Annotated in this window: 20 protein-coding genes and 1 pseudogene; 10 read left to right on the forward strand and 11 right to left on the reverse strand. The window is 61.9% G+C overall.

Features of this window, described 5'->3' with window-relative positions:
- Positions 1-3 precede the first annotated feature (3 nt).
- The 4 genes from MFF07_RS11335 (at position 4) to MFF07_RS11350 (ending at position 4,454) form a co-directional block, all read left to right on the forward strand.
- Positions 4-1,386, forward strand: a complete 1,383-nt coding sequence (locus tag MFF07_RS11335) for a pyruvate dehydrogenase complex dihydrolipoamide acetyltransferase (protein ID WP_147817753.1) — start codon at positions 4-6, stop codon at positions 1,384-1,386.
- A 214-nt stretch (positions 1,387-1,600) separates the two neighbouring features.
- Complete coding sequence (locus MFF07_RS11340; RefSeq protein WP_147817754.1) at positions 1,601-2,083, forward strand: endonuclease domain-containing protein; 483 nt, start codon at positions 1,601-1,603, stop codon at positions 2,081-2,083.
- Positions 2,084-3,505: a dihydrolipoyl dehydrogenase gene (gene lpdA / locus MFF07_RS11345; RefSeq protein WP_147817755.1), complete on the forward strand. Its 1,422-nt coding sequence runs from the start codon at positions 2,084-2,086 to the stop codon at positions 3,503-3,505.
- Between the two features lie 325 nt (positions 3,506-3,830).
- Positions 3,831-4,454, forward strand: a complete 624-nt coding sequence (locus MFF07_RS11350) for an ImmA/IrrE family metallo-endopeptidase (protein WP_238231929.1) — start codon at positions 3,831-3,833, stop codon at positions 4,452-4,454.
- A 65-nt stretch (positions 4,455-4,519) separates the two neighbouring features.
- Here the strand turns inward: MFF07_RS11350 and MFF07_RS11355 are convergent, their stop codons facing one another.
- The 5 genes from MFF07_RS11355 to MFF07_RS11375 all read right to left on the reverse strand — a co-directional run bounded on the left by MFF07_RS11355 (position 4,520) and on the right by MFF07_RS11375 (position 10,797).
- Positions 4,520-5,089 carry a hypothetical protein gene (locus tag MFF07_RS11355; protein ID WP_238231931.1) on the reverse strand — a complete coding sequence of 190 codons (570 nt, stop codon included), beginning with the start codon at positions 5,087-5,089 and terminating at the stop codon, positions 4,520-4,522.
- A 57-nt stretch (positions 5,090-5,146) separates the two neighbouring features.
- Complete coding sequence (locus MFF07_RS11360) at positions 5,147-5,485, reverse strand: hypothetical protein (protein WP_238231932.1); 339 nt, start codon at positions 5,483-5,485, stop codon at positions 5,147-5,149.
- 231 nt (positions 5,486-5,716) lie between these two features.
- A complete protein-coding gene (locus tag MFF07_RS11365; protein WP_238231934.1) occupies positions 5,717-7,072 on the reverse strand; it encodes a hypothetical protein in 1,356 nt (451 codons plus the stop codon).
- 1,191 nt (positions 7,073-8,263) lie between these two features.
- Positions 8,264-9,343: an IS4 family transposase gene (locus tag MFF07_RS11370; RefSeq protein ID WP_238231936.1), complete on the reverse strand. Its 1,080-nt coding sequence runs from the start codon at positions 9,341-9,343 to the stop codon at positions 8,264-8,266.
- A gap of 728 nt (positions 9,344-10,071) precedes the next feature.
- Positions 10,072-10,797 carry a recombinase family protein gene (locus MFF07_RS11375; RefSeq protein WP_238231940.1) on the reverse strand — a complete coding sequence of 242 codons (726 nt, stop codon included), beginning with the start codon at positions 10,795-10,797 and terminating at the stop codon, positions 10,072-10,074.
- Positions 10,798-11,723: 926 nt separating this feature from the next.
- On the opposite strand from MFF07_RS11375, the gene MFF07_RS11380 reads away from it, so the two are divergent.
- Together MFF07_RS11380 and MFF07_RS11385 are read left to right on the forward strand one after the other, a co-directional pair.
- Positions 11,724-11,939, forward strand: a complete 216-nt coding sequence (locus MFF07_RS11380) for a hypothetical protein (protein ID WP_238231942.1) — start codon at positions 11,724-11,726, stop codon at positions 11,937-11,939.
- 736 nt (positions 11,940-12,675) lie between these two features.
- A complete protein-coding gene (locus tag MFF07_RS11385; RefSeq protein ID WP_238231944.1) occupies positions 12,676-12,930 on the forward strand; it encodes a DUF6894 family protein in 255 nt (84 codons plus the stop codon).
- Positions 12,931-13,318: 388 nt separating this feature from the next.
- Here the strand turns inward: MFF07_RS11385 and MFF07_RS11390 are convergent, their stop codons facing one another.
- The gene (locus MFF07_RS11390) at positions 13,319-14,326 is read right to left on the reverse strand and encodes a site-specific integrase (RefSeq protein WP_238231946.1); all 1,008 of its coding nucleotides are present in this window, start codon (positions 14,324-14,326) and stop codon (positions 13,319-13,321) included.
- A gap of 131 nt (positions 14,327-14,457) precedes the next feature.
- On the opposite strand from MFF07_RS11390, the pseudogene MFF07_RS22715 reads away from it, so the two are divergent.
- Positions 14,458-14,580 (forward strand): annotated as a pseudogene (locus MFF07_RS22715) (oxidoreductase dimerization domain-containing protein); the annotation flags it as partial.
- Between the two features lie 125 nt (positions 14,581-14,705).
- Here the strand turns inward: MFF07_RS22715 and MFF07_RS11395 are convergent.
- The 3 genes from MFF07_RS11395 to ppk2 form a co-directional block, all read right to left on the reverse strand.
- Positions 14,706-14,972 carry a DUF6894 family protein gene (locus tag MFF07_RS11395; RefSeq protein ID WP_147817756.1) on the reverse strand — a complete coding sequence of 89 codons (267 nt, stop codon included), beginning with the start codon at positions 14,970-14,972 and terminating at the stop codon, positions 14,706-14,708.
- A 5-nt stretch (positions 14,973-14,977) separates the two neighbouring features.
- Positions 14,978-15,160, reverse strand: coding sequence for a DUF3606 domain-containing protein (locus MFF07_RS11400; RefSeq protein WP_147817757.1), 183 nt, complete (start codon positions 15,158-15,160; stop codon positions 14,978-14,980).
- A 301-nt stretch (positions 15,161-15,461) separates the two neighbouring features.
- The gene (ppk2, locus tag MFF07_RS11405) at positions 15,462-16,370 is read right to left on the reverse strand and encodes a polyphosphate kinase 2 (protein ID WP_238231948.1); all 909 of its coding nucleotides are present in this window, start codon (positions 16,368-16,370) and stop codon (positions 15,462-15,464) included.
- Between the two features lie 134 nt (positions 16,371-16,504).
- On the opposite strand from ppk2, the gene MFF07_RS11410 reads away from it, so the two are divergent.
- Positions 16,505-17,158, forward strand: a complete 654-nt coding sequence (locus MFF07_RS11410) for a class II aldolase/adducin family protein (protein ID WP_147817759.1) — start codon at positions 16,505-16,507, stop codon at positions 17,156-17,158.
- A 106-nt stretch (positions 17,159-17,264) separates the two neighbouring features.
- On the opposite strand, the gene MFF07_RS11415 is transcribed toward MFF07_RS11410, so the two are convergent.
- Both MFF07_RS11415 and MFF07_RS11420 read right to left on the reverse strand, forming a co-directional pair.
- A complete protein-coding gene (locus tag MFF07_RS11415; RefSeq protein ID WP_238231950.1) occupies positions 17,265-18,518 on the reverse strand; it encodes a molybdopterin molybdotransferase MoeA in 1,254 nt (417 codons plus the stop codon).
- A gap of 536 nt (positions 18,519-19,054) precedes the next feature.
- Complete coding sequence (locus MFF07_RS11420; protein ID WP_147817761.1) at positions 19,055-19,237, reverse strand: hypothetical protein; 183 nt, start codon at positions 19,235-19,237, stop codon at positions 19,055-19,057.
- Positions 19,238-19,446: 209 nt separating this feature from the next.
- Here MFF07_RS11420 and MFF07_RS11425 point away from each other — a divergent pair, with 209 nt between their 5' ends.
- Together MFF07_RS11425 and MFF07_RS11430 are read left to right on the forward strand one after the other, a co-directional pair.
- Positions 19,447-20,670 (forward strand): efflux RND transporter periplasmic adaptor subunit, encoded by a 1,224-nt coding sequence (locus MFF07_RS11425; protein WP_147817762.1) that lies wholly within the window; start codon positions 19,447-19,449, stop codon positions 20,668-20,670.
- Between the two features lie 11 nt (positions 20,671-20,681).
- The gene (locus MFF07_RS11430; RefSeq protein WP_147817763.1) at positions 20,682-23,819 is read left to right on the forward strand and encodes an efflux RND transporter permease subunit; all 3,138 of its coding nucleotides are present in this window, start codon (positions 20,682-20,684) and stop codon (positions 23,817-23,819) included.
- Positions 23,820-23,864 lie beyond the last annotated feature (45 nt).

Here is a 23,864-nt window from a genome sequence, read left to right on the forward strand (position 1 = left end):
TCCATGCCGATCAACGTGCTGATGCCCGCCCTGTCCCCGACCATGGAGAAGGGCAACCTCGCCAAATGGCTCAAGAAGGAGGGCGACGCGGTGAAATCCGGCGACATCCTCGCCGAGATTGAGACCGACAAGGCCACCATGGAGGTCGAGGCGATCGACGAGGGCGTGCTCGCCAGGATCGTGGTGCCCGAGGGCACCGCCGACGTACCGGTGAACGACCTGATCGCCCTGATCGCTCAGGACGGCGAGGACCCCGCCAGCGTCACGGCGGCGTCGAGCAGCGCGCCGGCCGCAAAGAATGCGGCCGAGCCCGCCGACACGGCGAGCGAGAACGTGGCGCCCGGCGGCGGTCATCGGGAATACGCCCGGGTCGACGCCGCGCCCGAGGGCGCCAAGCCGAACGGTGCGGCGCAGCCGGCGACGGGCCGCATCTTCGCCTCACCGCTGGCCCGCCGCATCGCCAAGCAGGAAGGCATCGACGTCACCGCCGTGAAGGGCTCCGGCCCGCATGGCCGAGTAGTCGTCGCCGACGTGCAGGCGGCCAAGGCGGCCGGTACGGGCAAGGCGGCCGCCGAGCCCGCGACAGCGCCGGCGGCACCCACCCCGAAGGCCGCAGTCCCGACCGCGGGCGGCGTCGCCACAGGCATGACCACGGACCAGGTCAAGGCGCTGTTCGAGGCCGGCAGCTACGAAGAAATTACCCTCGACGGGATGCGCAAGACCATCGCCAAGCGCCTCGTCGAGTCGAAGCAGACGGTGCCGCACTTCTACCTGTCGGTGGACGTCGAGCTCGACGCCCTGTTGGCGCTGCGCACGCAGGTCAACGCCGGCGCGCCGAAGGACCGGGACGGCAAGCCGGCCTTCAAGCTCTCGGTGAACGACTTCGTGATCAAGGCCCTCGCCGTCGCCCTGCAGCACGTGCCGGACGCCAACGCCGTCTGGGCCGGCGACCGCATCCTGAAGTTCCGGACCTCCGACGTCGGCGTGGCCGTCGCCATCGACGGCGGGCTGTTCACCCCGGTGATCCGCCGGGCCGAGCAGAAGACGCTCTCGACGATCTCCGCCGAGATGAAGGACCTCGCCGGCCGCGCCCGCTCCAAGAAGCTCAAGCCCGAGGAATACCAGGGCGGCTCCACGGCGGTGTCGAACCTCGGCATGTTCGGCATCAAGAGCTTTTCCGCGGTCATCAACCCGCCCCACGGCACCATCCTGGCGGTGGGCGGCGGCGAGGCCCGCGTGGTGGCCAAGAACGGCGCTCCGGCCGTCGTGCAGGCGATGACGGTGACGCTCTCGGTCGATCACCGCGTGGTCGACGGGGCGCTCGGGGCGCAGCTGCTCGCGGCGTTCAAGGGGCTGATCGAGAACCCGATGGGGATGCTGGTCTGATGGCGGCCGAGCGCACTGATGCTCCTCCCTCCCCCTTGTGGGGAGGGATCGAGGGTGGGGGTGGCTCCGCTTGGACCCTCGCGGCAGGCGGAACCACCCCCACCTCCGGCTCCTCCCCACAAGGGGGAGGAGAGGGTCGACGGCAAGTACGTCGTCCGTGCCTCACGGCGCGATGAGTGGAGCCCTGGCGATGCCCTGGAGACGGTCGCCGCCGATGTCCGCATCGCCGCGGGCGGCCGCAAACGCGAAGACATTACGGCGTTCGCTAACCGAACCGGAAAAGCGGCTCTGGAAGCATCTCCGCCATCGGATTCCGGTCTCAGGCTCGCATTTTCGGCGGCAGGCCGCCCTCGGTTCCTACGTCGCCGATTTCTGCTGCCTGGACGCCAAGCTCGTCATCGAAGTCGATGGCGGCGGACACGGCCACGACGCTCAGGCGGCCTACGACGCGCGACGGGACGCGGCTCTGGCAGCGCAAGGCTTCCGCGTCCTCCGCTTCACGAACGCTGAGGTCATGCGTGAGATCGATGGCGTCCTCGAAACGATTCTCGCTGCGTTGAACGCGCCGCGTTCCCTTCGCCCTTGTGGGGAAGGGTCAGGGATGGGGGTGGCTCCGCTAGCCGCCCCGGAGCCCGGCGGAACCACCCCCACCTCCAACTCCTCCCCACAAGGGGGAGGAGCGTGGCCGGAGAGCTGAATGTCCGAGACCTACGACGTCATCATCATCGGTGCCGGGCCAGGCGGTTACGTCACGGCAATCCGGGCGGCGCAGCTCGGGTTCAAGACCGCGGTGGTCGACCGGGAGCATCTCGGCGGCATCTGCCTGAACTGGGGTTGCATCCCGACCAAGGCGCTGCTGCGCTCGGCCGAGATCTTTCACTACATGCAGCATGCCGGCGATTACGGGCTCTCCGCCAAGGATGTGAGCTTCGACATCGCGGCGGTGGTCAAGCGCTCGCGCGGCGTCTCGGGCCGGCTCAACGGCGGCGTCGGGATGCTGCTCAAGAAGAACAAGGTCGACGTGATCTGGGGCGAGGCCGCCATCGACGCGCCGGGCCGGGTTACGGTGAAGGAGACGGCACGGGCGCCCGCGCCGAAGGGCGCCAAGGGGGCAGGCAGCTACACAGCCACGCACATCATCGTCGCCACCGGCGCACGGCCCCGTGCCCTGCCCGGCATCGAGCCCGACAAGCAGAAGATCTGGACCTACTACGAGGCCATGGTCCCGGAAAAAATGCCCAAGAGCCTGCTGGTGATGGGCTCGGGCGCGATCGGCATCGAGTTCGCCTCGTTCTACCGCACCATGGGCGCCGAGGTGACGGTGATCGAGCTGCTGCCGCAGATCCTGCCGGTGGAGGACGCCGAGATCGCCGCCATCGCCCGCAAGCGCTTCGAGAAGCAGGGCATCAGGATCCTCACCGGCGCCAAGGTGACGAAGGTCGAGAAGGGCGCCGACTCGGTCACCGCGACCGTCGAGGACGACAAGGACGGCTCACAGACGCTGACGGCCGAAAAGCTGATCTCGGCGGTGGGCGTCGTCGGCAACATCGAGAATCTCGGCCTCGAACGGCTCGGGGTCGCGATCGAGCGCGGCATCGTCGTCACCGATGGGCTCGGGCGCACCAACGTACCCGGCATCTACGCCATCGGCGACGTCGCCGGGCCGCCGATGCTGGCGCACAAGGCCGAGCACGAGGGCGTGCTCTGCATCGAGACGATCAAGGGTCTGCCCACCCACCCGATGGACAAGGCAAAAATCCCCGGCTGCACCTATTGCCAGCCGCAGATCGCCAGCGTCGGCCTCACCGAGGCCAAGGCCCGCGAGCAAGGCTTTGCCATCAAGGTCGGCCGCTTCCCGTTCGCGGGCAACGGCAAGGCGATCGCGCTGGGCGAGCCGGACGGGCTGATCAAGACGATCTTCGATGCGGGGACCGGGCAGTTGCTCGGCGCCCACATGGTCGGCGCCGAGGTCACCGAGCTGATCCAGGGCTACGTCGTCGCCATGAACCTCGAGACCACCGAGGAAGACCTGATGCACACGGTGTTTCCGCACCCGACGCTCTCGGAGATGATGCACGAGAGCGTGCTGGATGCGTATGGGAAGGTGATCCACAGCTAGACTGAGGGGTGCCTAAAACCTCCACAGGAACAGGCGGTTAGCTTCTCAGGGTAGCCGGGCGTCTGTCCTACAGTCAAGCCAGGGGAGGGACCACAACACCCCCTTTGGCACACCGCACTGTGCCCGAATTGTGCCAGAGAGTTCCCTTGGTGGAGGACCTAGCCGATCTCGGTACCACCTTTTCAATCGGCAGAAATCGCAGTTTTCTCCGTAGTTATCCACAGGAAGCGGCATGTCGAGCTTGCCTGTGCTCTTTGGGTCCTCGTTTAGCCATTGCGAAGCGATTACCACTACATCTAGTGTGCGATGTCATCGGAGGACCGATATGTCGCGTTTTCGCACGGATGAGGAGCTAGAGGACAAGGCGCGCGGACTCAGGCGCAGACTTGGCTTGGAACACCAGCAGCACATCGACATGATGACGGTACTGCAGAAGCTGAAAGTCGAGAACCAATCATTTGGATACCTCAGGGTTCCTGATTACCAGATGCCGGATGCAGAGGGGCAATGGGACTCAGAAAAAAAGACTATCCGTCTTCGGGAGAGCGTATTTCAGGGTATGCAAGCTCAGCACTCTAGAGCACGGATGACGGTATCTCACGAAATTGCACACCGAGAACTCGGCCACGGCGGTATCCGTAATCGCAGCTTAGTAAAGAGTGCTTCAGAACGCTTCGTCTCTGAGGTGAAACGTGAAGAGAGCGAGGCGAAACGCTTTGCCGCCCGCATATTAGCTCCAGCCTATCTCATCCAATCATCAGACACGGCGGAAGACATCAAATCGAAATTTGGCCTCAGCTTGGAAGCGGCTGCCATACGTCGTGAGGAAGTTAATGAACTAGACCGCAGGGCCGCAGGTAGACCTAAAGAACTTCCATCGGTTGTCGTGGATTTTCTTAGGGAAGCGAAACGGCGAGGCCACAACATCGAGACCGACTTGGGTGATTGATAATGCCAAACGCTACCTCCCGTTTCTTAGCCTAACTTCCAGCGCAGATTGAAGACAGAGAGTTTTCACTTACAATTTGGCAAATTAGACGTATCGGTATCCGGAAAGTATGCCCCATTTAAGCAAACAATATATTTCTGTGATGCTCCATATATATCTTTGAATGTCAAAACATTTTCAACTCTCAAAATCAGATTCTTTGACTTATATTTTGTCATGTCTTCGATTGTAATTTCATGGTCGAGGTACATTTGTATAGTTAGCTCAGTCCCCTGGGGCATGTACGGGGACAATGAAAACGCGCCAATTTGATCGTATTGCGGCTCTTTTTCTTCGGCATGATATAATCCGAGACGACCATTTGTAGTGACTTCAATAGCGGGTGTCAGACCAACGTTCTTTACAGATATCCAAATTGTTGGCTTCTTGCCGACTTCAAAATTTATGAGCTTGGAATTTACGGAAGTTATATACGCCCTTGTTTGTAATTCGGTTTGTTTTTTAGTATCTTCGTACGCCCTCTTAGCGATTTTCATCTGACTGGAAGATATGTTTATGGTGACGACGGTCAGGGAGGTAGATATAGCTAAGGCAATAATGCTCACCACCAGTGGCAAAGACGAACTTCCTGACACAAATGCCTCTCGTAAGTTATGAGATGGTTGAACAGCATTAGGGTAAATCTGAGAAACTCAATTGCAAGAGGTCTCTACCGTCTGCCCGAGGCCCTTGGTGGACGTGCAGTTGATCGAGGCTCTTCTATCCAGCGACTGCATGGCCTCACTGGCCCTCCCAAGACGGTCCGCAAAGTCCTGCCGCTTGGCCCGTTGGTCCCTCTCAAGCTCGTCAGTGAACACCAAGCCTGCCCCGGCAACGCATCGATTGAACGGGTCGGTGCCCTCGTTGAACCCATTGGCGTAACAGTACGTCTTGGCCTTCTCAGAGGCAGCCTTTTGCTTTTCAGCGGTGGACATACAGCCACCGAGGGCGACTCCAAGGATACACAGGGCAACAGCGATCCTCATGGTCATCCTCAGTGCCGATGGTCCCTGCGTGTGGCACTCAAACTGAGAAGCATGGTCAAGCTTGGGTGACAAGTGGTGAGCCGCTGTTTGGCTTGCTGTGTCCACGGGTGGTCTAGTGGATGGCTTGTGGGGGCCGACAGTAATCTGAGTAAACCAAGGGTTCGGACCATGGCTTACCTTAGCTAATTCGGTATCCTTTGAGTAATATAATTAATGTTCACTACTATACAGACCACCTTAAGCGGCCAATAGGCCCTCAGTTGCCTCAGGTTGCCCGTAGTCGGCCTTTGACACCACAGGCAGCCTAACCCTCACAATCTCCTCTGAGGCCTCCCTGAGAGCTTCCCTGACGATCTCTCGCTTGCTGGCTGCACACATCAAACCATCGTGGAACGGAAGAGCGACCACACCGAGCGCCATCAGCTTCTCAAGGGTACACAGCAGGATGCGGCTCTCTGTGAACATGATGGTGAAGCCAATAGGCACCGGGCGGCCATCACACAGGGCTTCAAGGGCGGGGTGCTTGATCCACAGAGCCACACGGACGGCCTCTGCCGTTGTCCCCTTGGGCAGCTTGTCGAGGATTTCCCTAGAGCCCGCCTGACCACCGTTGAAGAGCGAAGCAAGGGCCTGTTTTATCGCTGGGCGGTGATCTGGATAGTGGTGCTGGTAGCCTGGAAGCAGGCCACAGACATCGTACAGGTCTTCATCGTCCCCCGGTGCCTCGTGTCCGCTTAAGGCGTAGGCCAAGCGTGGACCAAGGTTCTTGAAATCGAGGTCTGCAACGGGCTCCCCATCAATCCGTATGTTGCCCCTGCGGTCGGACTTCAGAGCCTGCCAGAAGCCACCGAATAACCTGCCACCTTGATCGAACCGAGGTTCCTGAGCGTCCCTGATGGTGAAGAAGCGGACCAAGGTTCGCCTACTGTCGAAAACCACAGGAATTAGGCCATCTGACAGAAACGCTATGTCTGCCGAGCGAAGGAAGTTATTAATCCGATCAACCTGAGCAGCCATCTGTGCGACCTCAGGGTTGCCTTTGATAGACACCGGCTCTTTGGTCCGCTTCTTTCCAGGCCTGTTCTTCTTGGACCGCTTTAGAACTACCAACGGGCGACTATCGCACTCACGGAAACTTGTTGGGTTGAGATTGGCAGCTAATAAGGACTCCACGAAGGATGCTGTTGCGGTGATGGTGGTCCGTTGTCCTCGGAAAGCACCAACAGTCTGCGTAAGGATACCACACTCCTCTAGCAGATCTAAGCAACTGATAAATGTCTTAGTTGGAAGATATATGTTCTTGTGCTCAGGCTTATCTGAGGTTTTCCGTGAGACTACTATCGGTGTCGATATCTGTCGCTGGACAAACACATAGGCTAAATTGGACACAATACTATCTATAGAAGCTAGGAAGCTTTTTCGGACACCCTTTCTATGCTTTCGCTGCCTAATGCAATGACTAGATATCTTAGCGTCCACAATAAGGATGACGCTTGACACCAAATCTTTTAGCACATTAGATTGAGAGTATATATGATAATCATACCATGAGACTTCTAGGTCTACCTCAGATTCATCATCCTCGTCTAACACATCAATGTCATGATCCTCAGTTATCTAAGGGTCTCCTCCTCTAGGTTTGATATTTATTGTGTTCATAATTGTTGTGTCCTATGTCGTCCGTTGTCTCTCGTGGTCCCCTAAGGTTCTTCCTATAATGGAGCCCGTAAGGATATGTGTGTTAGATCAATGACAGCACCCTAGTCATCCAGTAGCTTTGTCATTCATCTATAAGACCTGTTTCATCACTTGCTCTAGGATGGACTGAGAGCGCCACTTGGGCCTTTGCCGCATCCTCAGCACCTCTTCCTGCCAAGACCGAGCGACGGGCTTCTGTGGCCCATTGGAGACCACCGGATCACCGTTGATGGCTTCCAGTCTGGCTCTCGTCTGTTGTGTCATCTGAGCGAGTGCCGACGGCTGTTGAGCTTCAGCCTGTCTCTGAGCCTCGCCCCGCTCAATGAGTGCCCTGGTGAACGCTTCGGTCTGGACCTGCCTCGCCTCGTTCTCCGCAGTCCTCTGGGCAGCCTGCAGTGCAAAGCCGTCCTGTTGGTCAGCCTCATTGTCCCCAGAGGCCACCTGTATCCCTGAGGGCATTTGTGGCATCGCATTGGGTCTCCCCATGGCCACCACGGGCTCATCGGTCGCCTGTCGGATCGTTGATGGTGGTCCGCTCAACTGCACCACACCGTCGCCCCTGAGCCACCTGAGGAGCGAGTTGTCCTGAGCGTCCTTCCGTGGTGCGGGAGGCATCCCAAGGGAACCATCGGGCCTCAGGAAGCCCCAGAGCCCATTATCATCAGCCATTGTGGTGATCCCTCAAATATCCAAGTCTTCATTTCGGGCGACTTGTAGACGGCTGGAAGCTTCTCCCGTGTAAAACTTCATCATGTCGATGAGGAGCATGGGGTTGCTAGGGACACCCCCTAGACGCCTCTCTGCTAAATCGCGTGCTGATTTGAGTAGATCGCGCTCTTCGCCAGATACCCTCACAAAGAAACCATAGTCCGGTGTGTTGGCCTCAAGGCCTCTTGGCTCTCTATAGCGTCGTGTAATCATTGACTGCTTCCTTCGTGACAAAATAAAAAGGGAGCCCGAAGGCCCCCATGGGTTGAACACCAAGCACCATGCGGTGCTGACGGATGGATCGAGATGACAGGGCCAGACGCTTTACTGGACCGATCGTTTCTCTAGGGGGGGCACGTTGTGACCACAGTACACGACTCACGGGGATCGAAGGCGTTTTGGGCAGCTTTCGGACCATAGGGCTGCGGCGGTGTCGGGGGTATTGATGAGGGCGCTTCGGAGGGCATCGAAGCCTGTGCGGAACCAGGATTTCCGGCGTCGGCCATGCGTCTTTCGCGCGATGGCCTTCATCCCCATGCTGTCGGTCGCAGATTTGTAGATCCAGGTCATCGCCAGCGTCAGGACTGCGGTGAGGGTGTCGATCTTGGCTGGATCGGTCAGGTGGGTGTCCTCCAGGTTGAGGCCGCGCGTCTTGGCGTCGCCGAAGAGGCATTCTATCCCCCAACGCCTTCTGTAGGTTTGGAGCGCCCGGCGCGGCTCGGGGCTGTTGGTCACGACGATCAACCATTCGCCGCCTGCGAGACGCTTGGCGGCCAGCCGCACCGGCAAGCGGCTGTCAGGCAGGAGCAGGTCGAGCGTGTGGATCGCGTGACGGGCGCGCTTGGTGCGCAGCAGGGTCGCGATCGACCAAGCGCTTCCATCGGTGAGCGCCATCACCAAGTCTTGCCGGACCCTGATGGCGAAGGGCACCCGGCTCTCGACCAGGAAGCGCATCCAATCGGCGCCGATGAACTCGCGGTCGGCCAGGAGCAGGTCGATCGAACTGGGTTCGAACAGGGCGAGATAGCGCTGCAGCAGGGCGATGCGCTGGTGCGTGTTGCTGTTGCCTGGATGGCTGAGAACGGACCACAGCAGCGGCACCCGAAAGCGGCGCGTGACGATGGCCAGCACCAGGACGTTGATGTCCTTGCGGCCGAGCTTCCAATTGGTGCGATCGAGCGCCAGGCATTTGGGCCGTGATAGCTTCAGCATGCGCACCACGATGGCGGCGATCACCGCCTGATCGAGGCGCACATACTGGAAGAAGCGTTGCAGGCGGCGGTACTTCGAGGCGTGGCAGGCCGATCCGTGACAGTGGCTTGCGATGTGCGTGAGGTTCACTGTCCGGCCATGGATCAGACCGATCAGCAACGTGCTCAACGTCTCGAGACGCGATTTGCTCAGGCCCAGATGCGCCGATAGGCTTCCGATCAGGGCGGTGCGGAGACACAAGGACATCGCGGGATCCCTTTGGCGAGGAATCCTTCAGTCCACCACTTCACACCGCCCGCCGCCACACTGTCGTGTACCGTGCGTTGTGACCCTAAATCGGGCCTAAGTCCCTGAGCTTGCGGACAAACCCTCCGATTATGAAAGCCGAGACGTGAGCACGGCAAGCCACCGTATGGATGCCCGCTTCCTCTAGGGGGGGGCGTTGTGACCCTAAATCGCAATTAAGCCTCTGATCGAAAAGACGATTTAGCCGATTGGCGTGCGTAGGCCTCTCAGGATGCCCCAGGACGGCCTTCGAGCTTCGCCATCACCCTTTAGACCTGCACGGCGCTCCACTGGCTACGCTTCAATCCCAACGGCAAGCTATCAGTACGAAAGCGCACAAATCCGAGCTTGCGTCTAGACAGGCGATTTCGTCACACGCAGTCTTTAGACATGTCTCGCAAGCGAATCACCCGGGATGACCCTATAGGCTCTCCGTTTGGCCTTGAAGTATATCGTACAATGCTATTCACGATGCACCAGACAATTTTGCTTGAAGAAGGACTCGCTGACAGCCTGTATAAACTAGCTCTTACACTTGAACACGAAGGAAATTACAACGGAGCGGATGACGCAATGGCGTCTTCAAGATGGCATCGGGTTGGCGCTATTCAAATGCGAGCGCTTCTAGAGGCAGCAGGCCTAGAAATGTAGGCAGACGGGATGAGCGATGTGGGCGTCTCTGTGATTCGCTAGGATGCCCCAGGGTTGCCCTTACGAGCCTCGCCAAGGCCTTCCAGCCTCGTCAGCACCCGAGACACCTGTACGGCGCTCCACTGGCCTCCACGGGCTGTCTCGATGCCTCTGACGTTTAGATCAGCCGCTATGTGCCTCAAGGAAGCCCCGTCACGGTGTAGGTCCAGCACGAGGTGCCCAAGATCTTCAGCCCGCTGAGTGGCCTTCTCAGTCCTCTTGGCCACGCTCGCAGCTACCCCCATGGCTCTGATGTCGTGGATGTTGCCTCTATCGCCACCGAGCTTGGTCCCCCGTGCCTTAGCCGCTGCAAGGGCAGCCTTGGTCCTCGCCGAGATCATCTGGCGTTCCGCCTGAGCGACCACCGCCATGATGTGGATCGTAAGTTCGTTCGCATCGGGCATGTCAGCAGCGACAAACCGAAGGCCCATACGCTTCAGGTCGCCCTCAAGCCTAAGCAGGAACGCTGCATCCCTGGAAAGCCTGTCGAGCTTCGCAATGACGAGGGTCGCGTTGTGCAGCCTACAGAGCCTCAGGGCCTCGCCGAGCTTCACACGGTCATTCTTGCCACCGCTCTCCACCTCAACGACCTCAGCCACAAGGGACCATTGCCCCCCGTTGAGATACCCGGCGACCGCCTCACGCTGAGCTTCAAGCCCTAGCCCTGAGCGACCCTGTTTTTCTGTAGAGACCCGGAGATACGAAACGAACTTGCCCTGAGCCACAGCTTACCTCGGGTGTTACGTCGAGCCCTACGCTCGTTGCTGTTATTGTTACACCCTGATTTACCCGATTTCAATTACCACCAAAGCAATATGATCAATAAAATTAGGCTATGACTCACGTTATCTAGGTTGATCTTAAGGATTTCTCGATTAAAGTGGTGATCTAAATCAGATCGGAGCAAAAAATGGCTTGGGTTATAGGTCTTGTCGCAATGCATATTATCTTCGTGCTTTCGGGCAAACTCTTTGGCAACCCCGTGGCATTCATCGGAGTGGCCTACCTAGGCATCTGTGTGGCACTGCTTGGAAGCATCGTCTTGAAGGCTGCCGGTTTAAACTGAGGGCACACCCAAGGGTCAGCCTAATGTCTGACCGAATGCCCTACGGATTACTGACATCATCATTCAGAGCCGAGCCCCGAGCGTTCGCCCGGCCTGACACTACGACCCCCCTCCATAGTCCGCCTGCCGTCCACCTGGGCATAGTCGCCGGGACTCCGTGGGTCCCCTCTAGGCCCCTTCGTTCTGGACCAAGGCAGGCCCCCGGCTTTCAAATTCCCGGTAAAGCCTCGCGTTGTTGTTCGACCTTGGAGCGTTGCGTGAACGTGGGGGATTCCACGGCCCCTCTTTGGGTCCTTCCGCAACGGGTCCCTCCAATGGCAAAATCACCAGCGGCCCTTTGGATCGCTCAGGGAAACCGCAGGGGGCCGAAAGGTTCGGTGGGACACCCATGAGCCGCTACGGCAGAGTAGTGGACACCCTCAGCAACCTATTGATATCCAAGCAATGTGTTGAGGACTTGCAATCCTCGCACTGTGGTATTCAATAACAATTCGTATGTATATCAGATTTACTCTTGTCTACCCGTGGCTATCATGTTATAGAGTCGGCGTTCGATAGAACAATAGGGCGTAAAGGGACTAAGTTATGATCGTGGACCTGATTTATGATGGGGCCGACCTCAATGAGGATGGCAGCGTAACACCTATGGCGCTTCAAGCTGCTACGCACCGGGCCCGGGATTGGCTTGGATGTCTTGCGATGAAGATCGGTCAAATGATCGATGGCGTACTCATGATTTATGGGCACGATGATATAGCTTTTGCTTTCGATGAGATGCCCGATGAGTTCGTCTTAATCTGATCACACACCGAGAGGGACCTTACAGGCTTCTCTTTACGTCAACGCATATTGAAAGCTATTGCATGGAAGCTACTATGGCCCTTTCGGCACCTCCGGTCTTCACCTTGGACGGCAACGATCTTCGCGCGCTCACCAGACTGAATTGGACCGTTGAGACCGTCCGTCGTGTGGCCCCGAACATGCCCCTCGGGTATCTCCACATGCTGCTATGGGTGTCGATGAAGCCGGGCCTTGGGCCCACCGAGTACGCCAAGCCCACAGGAACGACACAGCCGATAGCGTCTCGGGTACTCCTTGAGATCGGGCCTCAGGCCAGAGAGCGCCAAGAGCCTCTCAATCTCGTGTCACGCTGCGTAAGCCCTCATAGTCTCAGGCAGGTGGAGTATCGCTTGACGCCTAAAGGAGAGGCCTTGGTTCGGAGAGTTACGGAGATAATGCGCCCGGAAAATCTTCGATAAGTTCAACCTGCGGGCCTACAGCACCTCGATTATCATCTCTCGGCTGACGGCTTGAAGCTTGCCGAGAAACTGGCGGGTATCGTGGTTGGCCGGGGTCATTAGATTTGAAACGCCGCCGTAAATCCGAATGCCATAATTAAGAAAATCATAAATGTACGTTATCGTACAATCCATCAAGGGTCAGTTAGCTACGGTTGACCCACCTGCATCAGAAATTAACTTCACGGCTTTGTCTCCGAGAACACCGAGTCCGTCGGTCAGCTGTGGGGTTCGTGAAAATGCCGCGCTATTATTTTGATGTAACCGACGGCACCGAAATACGTGACGAAATCGGTCGTGAACTTGAAGAGGGCTCAATCCTTCGCGCAGAGACACTTCAGACAGCAGCAAGGCTTCTCATTGCAGAAGCTGAAGATTCAAAAGAAACTACGCTAGTCCTCACGGTTCGCGATGAGGCGAATGCTATCCCTCTAAGGGTTCGCTTGGCGTGTCAGTTGGAAAATATTCGGGATGATCCACAGCAAGCTGAATGAGTACCATTTCAAGCAGGACACGAACACGGAAGTATCCGGTCGATCCAAGCTTGTCCTTAGCATCACTAATTAGCCTAATAAGCTCACTTATGTTGGGCGGTTCATTAGACATATCGAGCCTTATTGATCAGCATGTGGTCGCAAAGGCAAATATATTGAAAAACAAGAGCAGGGAATCTTTCATACTCTGACTTAACAGCCCATGATACTAAATGCGACATTTCACCGCATGAATTATGTAAGGTTGATTTTAGCCATCAATTAAAATTCGGCACAACCTATAATATATTATAACATAATTAATTTAATAAACCGAAGTTTTGGTCTCGCGATATTTTTCTACATAATACTAGTATGCCAATTTATATTAAGTATATTTTATCATAAGTTAGGTATGAGAATTTCTATTAAGCTTCTCAGCCACATCCTCAGGTCTCAAGTGAGTGTACCGCATCAACATGCGGGTGTCTCGGTGTCCACTGATTAGGGCAACCTCGGGGATGCTCAGGCCCATCTCAAAGAACCGTGAGACCGCTTCGTGCCTCAGGTCGTGGTACCGGAAGTCAGGTAGGGAACACCGTCTCATCACGAAGCGCCACGCCGTCTTTATGGCATCCTCCGTGGTCGGGAACACAGCTACGTCAGGGCCCGCACTCTCAGGCCTGCGCTCAGCGAGGATCACCAGGGCTCTTGTGGTCAACGGGATGGTCCGAGGATGGCCATTCTTCGCCACGGGGATGTGTAGGGTCCGCTTCGCAGCGTTGATGTGTCGCCACCGTAAGGCCAGCACCTCCCCCCGCCTCATGGCCGTCTCAACGCCGAATTCCACCATTGCCAGGATGTAGCGATTTCGGGACCGCAGGCAGGCATCCCTCAGTTGCTCCCATTCCCCCGCGTCTAGCCGTCTGGATCGTGCGTTGGACACCACGGGCTTCTGTACGAGGGCAAAGGGGTTCTCAGCGATAGGGATGCCCCAGACCTTCCGTGCGACCTCAAAGGCGTGCTGATACATGCCCAGTTCGCGGTTGATGCTGCCGGGCTTGATCGTCTTCAGTCGTGTGTCTCGGTGATGGGCCACCTTTGCCACCGTGAGGATACTCAGAGGCACCTTCGCGATGGGATGCTTGAGTAACACCCTGACTGCCATGCCTTCCCTGACGGCCCCTTTTTTCGTTGGTGTAATTTCATCACGATACCGCTTCAGGATGCACCCTACAGTCAGATCGTCGAGAGCCTTCAGGCCCACCGGGAGGCCCCTACGGTCGGCTTCAGACTCAATCTGGCGTGCCCAGGTCTGAGCATCGGCCTTCGTCAGGAATGACCGGGTGAGGGCAGGGGAGCCCTTACGTCTGACCTGTACGTGCCACCTATCGTTCCGCTTCCTGATCGTTGCCATCGGTGTCGGTCTCACTGTGCCACATTTGTGCCAGCGAGTTCCGGTGGTGATTTTCTAGATACTCCTCAGGTTGACCGGGCGATCAAGCATTCCGACCGCTATGTGTCTCGCCTTACTCGGCTTTTGGTCATGTCGCCATGAACCTCGAGACCACCGAGGAAGACCTGATGCACACGGTGTTTCCGCACCCGACGCTTTCGGAGATGATGCACGAGAGCGTGCTGGATGCGTATGGGAAGGTGATCCATTCGTAGGGTCGGGTACCCGCGCCGTCATCGCGAGCCGAAGGCGAAGCGATCCAGGGCCGGCTCCCCGATGGTCTGTGCGTGGCCCTGGATTGCTTCGCTGCGCTCGCAGGGACGACGGAGGACCACTCACCTCAATGCCGCGTCTCGTCGTCCGGCAGCGCCACCGGCTCGGCCACGAGCGCATCGGTCAGCGGAAACTCCAAGACGACCTCTTCGCTCGTGTCGGTGACGAAAATCACCGCCTTGAACAGCGCCGGGTCGCTGTCGGCGCCCTGGAGGAGCTGGAGGGCGAGAACCTTCGCCGCCGCCCAGGCTGCGTCCGCATCGGCCAAGTCGCGGCCGTCGGGGTCGACGATGACGTCGTCGTCGATGTGGGTGTGGAAGAAGTAGCGGGGCATGGGCGTCAGCGCTTCTTGCCGAGCTCGGCGGCGATGTCCTTGGTCATGCGGCCGACCTTGCGGTGGGCCGCGGTGACCTGATCCAGGGTCACGCCCCAGCGCTTCATCCAGTACTCGACGGCCTTGCGCTCGGAGAGGTCGAGCCGGTCCTTGTCGATGAAGCCACGCTTGTCCTTGAGGCCCGCCATGATCGCTCCTGTGAGGAGCCCGATGTCGGGTTCGGGGGAGGGGAGGTCAAGCGCCGTCTGCTCGCAGGCGACGGCACGGGGCCGAAACGACCGTCCGTCCCCGACAATTTCCACGGCACGGCGGAACACCGAGCCGCTCTACAGCTTAACCATTCATCAAGACACGATGGAGCGTCCGATGGGTGGGGAGCTGGTGGTATTCGTTCTCGCGGCCGCGACGTTCGCCGGTTACGTGTTCGGCAGCGATGCGCTCAAGACCGACACGCGGCCCTGATGTGTTTCGGCCGATCGATCATCGGCCTCAGAATTGATCCGGCACGTAGAGGTCCTGCGGGATCGGCTGGCGGATGTAATCCTCGTGGCGCACGCGGGGCGGCAGGGTCACCGGCGGATGCAGGACGTCCGAGTAGGGTATCTGCTGCAGCAGGTGGCTGATGCAGTTGAGGCGGGCGCGCTTCTTGTCCACAGCCTCGACCACGCGCCAGGGCGCCTCGGGGATGTGGGTGCGGGCCAGCATCTCCTCCTTGGCGCGGGTGTAGTCCTCCCAGCGGCTGCGTGATTCGACGTCCATCGGGCTGAGCTTCCACTGCTTCAGCGGATCATGGATGCGCATCTGGAAGCGGAATTCCTGCTCCGCGTCCGTGATCGAGAACCAGTATTTGACGAGCACGATGCCGGAGCGGACGAGCATGCGCTCGAACTCGGGCACGGAACGGAAGAACTCCTCCACCTCGGCCTCGGTGCAGAAGCCCATCACCCGCTCGACGCCGGCCCGATTGTACCAGGAGCGGTCGAACAGCACGATCTCGCCGGCCGCCGGCAGATGGGCGACGTAGCGCTGGAAGTACCATTGCGTGCGCTCGCGCTCGCTCGGTGCGGGCAGGGCCGCGACGCGGCAGATGCGTGGGTTGAGGCGCTGGGTGATGCGCTTGATCGCGCCGCCCTTGCCGGCGGAATCGCGCCCCTCGAACAGCACCACGACCCGGAGCTTCTGGCTCTGCACCCAGTCCTGCAGCCGCACGAGTTCGTGCTGCAGGCGGAGCAGTTCTCGAAAATAGACCTTGCGCTCCATGCCGTTCGGCGTGTGGCCGGTCGCGGCCGTGGCAACGCCTTCGAGGCGCTCGTCCTCGAGTTCGAGTTCGAACTCCTCGTCGTAGCTGTCGGCCAGCTCGCGGCGGATCGCCTCGATGGTGGCTGCGTCGTCGGTCATGTCTCGGGGCACCTACGTGGATCGTCGCCCCGGGCTTAGCCCGCGCTTCATGACAGCCCTGAGAAGGTCGGGACTTTCCCTCGGTTGTCAGGGCCGCCGGCCTGGGAGAAGAGGGGGCGTCTCAGGAGGCCGCCATGTCCCGTCACACCGAATTCGCGGTGCGCCAGTCGATCGTCGACGCGGCCCGCAGCCTGAGCGGGCTCGGCCTCAACCACGGCACCTCGGGCAACGTCTCGGTGCGCTGGGGGGACGGCCTGCTGATCACGCCCTCGGGCCTGCCCTACGAGCAGATGAGCGCCGACGACATCGTGCATCTGCGGATGGATGGCGGGTTCGAGCACCCGCTGGCGCCGTCGAGCGAGTGGCGCTTCCACCGCGACATCCTGGAGGCTCGCGCCGACGTGAATGCGGTGGTCCACGCCCACCCGATCCACTGCACGGCCTTCGCGATCTGCGGGATGGAGATTCCGGCGGTGCACTACATGATCGCGGCCGCGGGCGGCCCGACGGTGCGCTGTAGCGGCTACGCCACCTTCGGCACGCCGGAGCTGTCCGAACTGGCGCTTGAGGCGCTGGAGGACCGGACCTGCTGTCTGCTCGCCAACCACGGCATGATCGCCACCGGGCCGGGCCTCGCCAAGGCGCTCTGGCTCGCGGTGGAGCTGGAGACGCTCTGCCGGCAATACGCCGTGGCGCTCCAGGTGGGTACGCCGCGCGTGCTGCCGGACGACGAGATCGCGCGCAACGTGGAGAAGTTTCGGAGCTACGGGCCGCGGCCGAAGGGGTGATGGCTCATGCCGGCTCCGGTCGAGCGCTCTGGAGGTACGCATCCCCTCTCCCCGCTTGCGGGGCGAGGGGATGCGCTCGGTCCGAACGTGCCGAGCGGGGACGACCTCACCACAACAGCGCGTGCGGGTAGAATCGGATCGTGTCGCCCTGGCTCACCCCGGTCGCGTCATCCAAGAGTTCGGCGAGCCCGTCGCTCTCGGTCAGCGAGGTGAGGGCGGCGCTGCCGTCCTTCGGGTATTTCTGGGCCTCGACGACGCCGTCTGCCCCCGGCGCGACGCTGACGCGAAGATATTCGCGGCGACCGGGTTTCTTGCGGTAACCGAACGCGGCGCGCACGGGCTGGGGTGTCGGCGGGGCCAGGGTCTGGCCGGCCAGCCGCGCGATCAGCGGGCGCACCACGAAAAGCAGCGTGACGTAGGCGGCAACGGGATTGCCCGGCAGTCCGACGAACGGCTTCCGGCCGATCTGGCCCATGGCGACGGGCCGGCCGGGCCGGATCGCGAGGCGCCAGAAAGACAGCCGCCCGACCGCCTCGACCGCCGCCTTCACATGATCCTCCTCGCCGACCGAGACGCCGCCGGAGGTGACGATGAGGTCGTGATCCTCGGCTGCGGCAGCGAGCCGGCGTGCCAACGGCTCCGGCTCGTCTCGGAGAATGCCGAGATCCGCGACCGCGACCCCGAGGCGGCGCAGCAGAGCGCCGAGCATGACACGGTTCGAATCGTGGATCGCACCGGGGCGCAGGACCGTCCCCGGATCGGTCAGTTCGTCGCCGGTGGAGAAGAGGGCGACCCGTAGGGGGCTGCGCACCGCGAGGCCCTCGAAACCGGTGGCGGCGGCAAGTGCGAGATCCTGTGGCCTCAGACGACGGCCGGCGGGAATCACGAGATCGCCGCGCGAGACATCCTCGCCGGCCCGGCGGCGGTTGGCGCCCGGCTTCAGCCCGGGGGGCAGGGCGATGCGGCTGCCCTCGGCGCGCACGTCCTCCTGCATGAACACGGTGTCGGCATCGCGCGGCATCGGGGCGCCGGTGAAGATGCGCACCGCCGTGTCGCCGGCGAGCACGCCCTCGGCCGAAACTCCCGCCGTCAGCCGGCCGCCCAGCGGCAGCACGGTCTCCCGGTCGGGCGCCAACGCCGCGTGACGCACGGCGTAGCCGTCGACGGCGGAGTTATCGAAGGGCGGCAGGTCGCCGGGAGCTCGGACATCCACGGCAGAGATGCGGCCGTCGGCCCGGGCGAGCGGCACCGTCTCGATGCCGGCGACCGTGCAGACGCGCCGCTCGACCAGCGCCACGGCCTCCTCGATGGTCATCGGCGCTTCGCCGGCGGCAAAGCAATCGTCACTCAACTGGGCCATTCTGCCGTGCGCGGATCCCGGACCGTGCGAAAATCGTCTTCGCGAAGATCGTCACGGTATCGGCGATGCCGACGATGCCGTCGAGACCACGCATGAGAAAGGCCCGACACGGCGAATGTCGGGCCTTCAGGCAGGGTCCACGCTTTCGGGTTCAAGGGTTCCCCGTGAGGATCGGGCCACCGTCGACGACCCTTAAGGTCGGTCGCGAGCGGCACTCGCCCTCCCGAAAGCCTCATCCCTGTCGGTACTGATTCGGTGGATCGTCCGCGTCACCGTCATCGGTGCGCGACGTTGAGAGAACGACAGAGTAACGCATAAGCGAACCTCCTTCATCTCTATCCATCAGCCGCCGCGACCGAAGCCTGCAGTGGCGATGACATGATGCTAGGCCCTGATTCGGTGTCTTGGCAAGGGTAGCCGGTGCACGGAAAGGTGATCCCCGTTCTCGGCAGAAATACCTCCCGTGGTATGGATAACGAAAAGGCACCCTTCATCGAAGGATGCCTTATAAAGTATTCGTGTGGGGCGAAAGAGATCTACGAGATCAGGTCGAGCTTGGCCGCCTGGACACCGCTCGCCCGGATCTGGTTCGGCAGGGACGCGTAATCCGGATACCCGGCCTCGCGTGCCATCGCGTCGAGCGCGGTCTTTTCGTCATGGGCGCTGCCTGTCCAGAGAACGGCGCCGCTGGTCTTCTGCTTGATCTGGAAAATGCTCATTCGACACCGTCCGGATAGATCGTGGTCTGGCTTCATCAACGTGCGGCCCATTGGCGGGTTGCACTGCACCCTTGCGATTGCTTGAGAAATTCCGGGTCCGCCATGGTAGCGTCGCCGCCGCGCAAGGCACGACACGGTCACGCCTTGAAAACGCCGGTCTGAGGCGGAACGAAAGGCTGGCGCGGGGTGCCCGTGAGCGAAGCATAGCGATGACCCAGACCCGATTCCTCCCTCTGCTCACGGCGGCTCTGCTGGCAACCGCCTGCGCGCACGCCCTCGCGGCCGAGCCGGCGACCGTGCCGGATCCGGCCACGCTGCTGCCCGCCGTGAGCGTCGTGCCGGTCGAGACCCGCGAGATCGTCGAGCGTGCGGTGGTCACCGGCACGCTGGTCCCGCGCGACGAAATCCTGGTGGCGCCGGAGGTCGAGGGCCTGCGAATCACCGAACTCCTGGTGGAGGAGGGCGACACGGTCGCCAAGGGCCAGGTGCTCGCCCGCCTCTCCATGGAGATGATCGAGACCTCGGAGGCCTCGAACGTCGCGGCGATCGCCCGCGCCGAGGCCGCGATCATCCAGGCTCGGAGCCAGATCGTTCAGATGGAGGCCGCCAACGTCGAAGCGAAGCAGGCCCTGGAGCGCGCGCAGTCGTTGGTGAAGACGGGAAATGCCACGGCGGTGACGCTGGAGCAGCGCGTCTCGACGGCCCAGGGCGCCGAGGGCCGGCTGGCGGCGGCGAAGGGCGGTCTCGACGGGGCCAAGGCCGATCTCGCCACCGCGCGGGCGCAGGCCAAGGAGATCGCGCTGCGCCGGGCCCGCACCGAGATCCGGGCGCCCGAGGCCGGCATCGTCAACCGCCGCACGGCGCGCATCGGCGCCACCGCGACGGCCGTCGGCGAGCCGCTGTTCCGGCTGATCGCCCGCGGCGAGATCGAGCTGGAGGGCGAAGTGCCCGAGACGGCTTTGCCGCGCCTCTCCCCCGGCAACCCGGCCCGGCTCGCCCTCGACGAGACCCGCTCGCTCGGCGGTCGCGTCCGACGCATCTACCCGGAGGTCGACCGGCAGACGCGGCTCGGCAAGGTGCGCATCAGCCTCGATCCCGATCCGGCCCTGCATATCGGCGCCTTCGCCCGCGGCACGGTGGAAGTCGCCCGCCGCACCGGCGCCTCGGTGCCGCTCGCGGCCGTGCTCTACGCCGCCGACGGCACCGCGAGCGTCCTCGTCGTCAGGGACGGCCGGGTCGAGGCGCGCAAGGTCGCCACCGGCCTGTCGGCCGAGGGCCTGACGGAGATCCGCTCCGGATTGAGCGCGGGCGACGTCGTGGTCTCTCGCGCTGGCTCGTTCCTGCGCGACGGCGACCGGGTCAGGCCGGTGCCGCCCAAGACGGCACAAGCTGCGGCGCAGGCCGCCGCCGACGCCGTGTCCGGCAAACGCTGAGGCGATCGACCATGCGCCTCAACGTCTCCGCCTGGGCGATCCGAAACCCGATCTCGCCGCTCGTCCTGTTCATGGTCCTGACGGTGCTGGGGCTCGTCAGCTTCCGCTCCCTGCCGATCACGCGCTTCCCGAACATCGACATTCCGATCGTCTCGGTGACGATCACGCAGTCCGGCGCCGCCCCCTCAGAGCTTCAGACCCAGGTCACCAAGTGGGTCGAGGACGCGGTCTCGGGCGTGAAGGGCGTCAAGCACGTCATCTCCAACATCGCCGAGGGTGTCTCGACGACGACGATCGAATTCCGCCTGGAGGTGAACCAGGATCGCGCCGTCAACGACGTGAAGGAAGCGATCTCGAAGATCCGCATCAACCTGCCGCGCACGATCGACGAGCCGATCATCCAGCGCGTCGAGATCGCCGGCCTGCCGATCATGGTCTACGGCGCCTCGGCCCCTGCGATGACGCCCGAGGACCTGTCCTGGTTCGTCGAGGACGTGGTCGCGCGCCAGGTCCAGGGCGTGAAGGGCGTCGGCGGGGTCGAGCGTCTCGGCGGCGTGGCGCGCGAGATCCGCATCACCCTGAAGCCCGACCGGCTGCTGGCGCTCGGCATCACCGCGGCCGACGTGAACCGTCAGGTGCGCCTGACCTCCGCCGACATGGCGGGCGGGCGCGGCGAGCTCGGGGGCGGCGAACAGTCGATCCGGACGCTCGGCGCCTCGGCGAGCCTAGAGACGCTCGCGGCCACGTCCATCGTGCTCCCGAACAGCCGCAAGGTCCGGCTCGACGAGTTGGCGACCCTCGTCGACTCGGCCGAGGAGCCGCGCACCTTCGCCCGCTTCAACGGCGAGCCGGTGGTGGGCTTCGCTATCTCGCGATCGAGCGGCGCCTCCGACGCCGAGGTCTCGGTGAACGTCGCGGCGAAGATCGAGGAGTTGCACAAGGCCAATCCGGGCGTGCACTTCGACATCCTCGACACGAGCGTCGTCAACACGATCGGCAACTACCATTCGGCGATGATGGCGCTGCTGGAAGGCTCGGCGCTGGCCGTCGTCGTGGTGTTCCTGTTCCTGCGCGACATGCGCGCCACCCTGATCGCGGCGATCGCGCTGCCGCTCTCGGTGCTGCCGACCTTCTGGGCGATGAGCGCGCTCGGCTTCTCGCTGAACGCGGTCAGCCTGCTCGCGATCACGCTGGTGACCGGCATCCTCGTCGATGACGCGATCGTGGAGATCGAGAACATCGTCCGGCACATGCGCATGGGCAAATCCCCGTTCCGCGCGGCGCTCGAGGCGGCCGACGAGATCGGGCTCGCGGTCATCGCGATCACGGCGACCATCATCGCGATCTTCGCGCCCGTCTCCTTCATGCCGGGCATCGCCGGGCAGTATTTCAAGCAGTTCGGGCTCACCATCGCGGTGGCGGTGTTCATGTCGCTGCTGGTCGCCCGCCTGCTGACGCCGCTGCTCGCCGCCTACTTCCTGCGCGATTCCGGCCACGAGGAGCACGAGGGCCCGGTGCTGCGCGCCTATGGCCGCGTGGTGGCCTGGTCGGTGCGGCACAAGTTCATCACGCTCTTCCTCGGCCTCGTCTGCTTCGCCGGTTCGATCATGTCCGCCGGGCTGCTGCCGGCGGGCTTCATCCCGGCCGAGGACGCGGCCCGCACGATGTTCGTGGTCGAACTGCCGCCGGGCGCCAGGCTCGACGACACAAGGCGCGTCACCGACGAGATCGTCGAGACCATCCGCAAGATGCCCGAGGTCCGCTCCGTCTTCGTCGACGGCGGTCGCCAGCTTCCGGGCAAGAAGGAGGTCCGGCTCGCGAGCCTGACCATCAACCTGACCCCGAAGAACGAGCGCCATCTCACGCAGAAGCAGGTCGACGGCAGGATCGCCGAAATCCTGCGCGAGGTGCCCGACATCCGGTTCTGGGCGCTGCAGGAAGGCGGCCAGCGCGAATTCGCCCTGATCGTCGCCGGCAACGACAAGGACGTCGTCACCGAGATCGCCGCGCGACTGCAGCGCGAGGCGGCGGGCGTGCCGCACCTCGTCAACGTGATGTCGACCGCGCCCCTCGACCGCACCGAGATCCGCATCAGCCCGAAGCCCGGCATCGCGGCCGATCTCGGCGTCTCGACCGACCTCATCGCCGAGACGGTGCGCGTCGGCACGATCGGCGACATCGCGGCCAACCTCGCCAAGTTCAACGCCAAGGACCGGCAGGTGCCGATCCGGGTACAGTTCCCGGATTCCCTGCGCGGCAAGCTCGAGGAGCTCGGCGCCCTGAAGGTTCCGGTGAAGGCCGGCGCCGCCGTGCCGCTCGCCACGGTGGCCGACATCACGCTGGGGCGCGGCCCCACCGCGATCGACCGCTACGACCGCCAGGTGCGCGTGGCGATCGAGGCCGACCTGATGGGCTCGGATGCGCTGAGCGAACTGATCGACCAAGTCATGGCCCTGCCAGCCGCGCAGAACCTGCCCGAGGGCGTCACCATCAAGCAGACGGGCGACGCCGAGATCATGGGCGAGGTCTTCGGCGGCTTCGCCATGGCCATGGGCGCCGGCCTGATGATGGTGTTCGGCGTGCTGGTGCTGCTGTTCGGCAACTTCCTGCAGCCGCTCACCATCCTGTTCTCGCTGCCGCTCTCCATCGGCGGCGCGATCCTCGGCCTGCTGATCTGCCACATGCCGATCTCGATGCCGGTCGTCATCGGCATCCTGATGCTGATGGGCGTGGTGACCAAGAACGCGATCATGCTCGTCGACTTCGCCATCGAGGAGATGGCGCGGGGCGTCGACCGCGTCACCGCGATCACCGATGCCGGTCGCAAGCGTGCCCGACCCATCGTGATGACCACGATCGCCATGGCCGCCGGCATGGTCCCGTCCGCCATGGCGCTGGGCATCGGCGGCGAGTTCCGTGCCCCCATGGCGGTGGCGGTGATCGGCGGGCTGATCGTCTCGACCGGCCTGTCGCTGATCTTCGTGCCGGCGATCTTCATCCTGGTCGACGACCTGTCGCGCCTGTTCGTGCGCCTGTTCGCCCGCTTCGTCGGCGAGCGCGACGACCCGGAAGACGAGATCGGCTACGTGCCGCCGGGCCAAGCCGCGAACGAGCCGGGAGTCTATGGACCGCGCATAGCGGCGGAGTAGACCCGCTTGCCAAGACTGGGCTGCCGAGGTGTCATCTCTGACGAG

It is taken from the genome of Methylobacterium thuringiense (assembly GCF_022179645.1).
In the GTDB taxonomy this organism is placed as follows: Bacteria; Pseudomonadota; Alphaproteobacteria; order Rhizobiales; family Beijerinckiaceae; genus Methylobacterium; species Methylobacterium thuringiense.

What these genes read in the sequence shown, in the direction of transcription:
- MFF07_RS11410 (WP_147817759.1), top strand. Translation starts at nt 16,505, where the DNA reads ATGTCCCGTCACACCGAATTCGCGGTGCGCCAGTCGATCGTCGACGCG.
- MFF07_RS11370 (WP_238231936.1), bottom strand. Translation starts at nt 9,343, where the DNA reads ATGTCCTTGTGTCTCCGCACCGCCCTGATCGGAAGCCTATCGGCGCAT.
- MFF07_RS11420 (WP_147817761.1), bottom strand. Translation starts at nt 19,237, where the DNA reads ATGAGCATTTTCCAGATCAAGCAGAAGACCAGCGGCGCCGTTCTCTGG.
- MFF07_RS11430 (WP_147817763.1), top strand. Translation starts at nt 20,682, where the DNA reads ATGCGCCTCAACGTCTCCGCCTGGGCGATCCGAAACCCGATCTCGCCG.
- MFF07_RS11340 (WP_147817754.1), top strand. Translation starts at nt 1,601, where the DNA reads ATGTCCGCATCGCCGCGGGCGGCCGCAAACGCGAAGACATTACGGCGT.
- MFF07_RS11415 (WP_238231950.1), bottom strand. Translation starts at nt 18,518, where the DNA reads ATGGCCCAGTTGAGTGACGATTGCTTTGCCGCCGGCGAAGCGCCGATG.
- lpdA (WP_147817755.1), top strand. Translation starts at nt 2,084, where the DNA reads ATGTCCGAGACCTACGACGTCATCATCATCGGTGCCGGGCCAGGCGGT.
- MFF07_RS11425 (WP_147817762.1), top strand. Translation starts at nt 19,447, where the DNA reads ATGACCCAGACCCGATTCCTCCCTCTGCTCACGGCGGCTCTGCTGGCA.
- MFF07_RS11350 (WP_238231929.1), top strand. Translation starts at nt 3,831, where the DNA reads ATGTCGCGTTTTCGCACGGATGAGGAGCTAGAGGACAAGGCGCGCGGA.
- MFF07_RS11335 (WP_147817753.1), top strand. Translation starts at nt 4, where the DNA reads ATGCCGATCAACGTGCTGATGCCCGCCCTGTCCCCGACCATGGAGAAG.
- ppk2 (WP_238231948.1), bottom strand. Translation starts at nt 16,370, where the DNA reads ATGACCGACGACGCAGCCACCATCGAGGCGATCCGCCGCGAGCTGGCC.
- MFF07_RS11400 (WP_147817757.1), bottom strand. Translation starts at nt 15,160, where the DNA reads ATGGCGGGCCTCAAGGACAAGCGTGGCTTCATCGACAAGGACCGGCTC.
- MFF07_RS11360 (WP_238231932.1), bottom strand. Translation starts at nt 5,485, where the DNA reads ATGACCATGAGGATCGCTGTTGCCCTGTGTATCCTTGGAGTCGCCCTC.
- MFF07_RS11395 (WP_147817756.1), bottom strand. Translation starts at nt 14,972, where the DNA reads ATGCCCCGCTACTTCTTCCACACCCACATCGACGACGACGTCATCGTC.
- MFF07_RS11385 (WP_238231944.1), top strand. Translation starts at nt 12,676, where the DNA reads ATGCCGCGCTATTATTTTGATGTAACCGACGGCACCGAAATACGTGAC.
- MFF07_RS11380 (WP_238231942.1), top strand. Translation starts at nt 11,724, where the DNA reads ATGATCGTGGACCTGATTTATGATGGGGCCGACCTCAATGAGGATGGC.
- MFF07_RS11390 (WP_238231946.1), bottom strand. Translation starts at nt 14,326, where the DNA reads ATGGCAACGATCAGGAAGCGGAACGATAGGTGGCACGTACAGGTCAGA.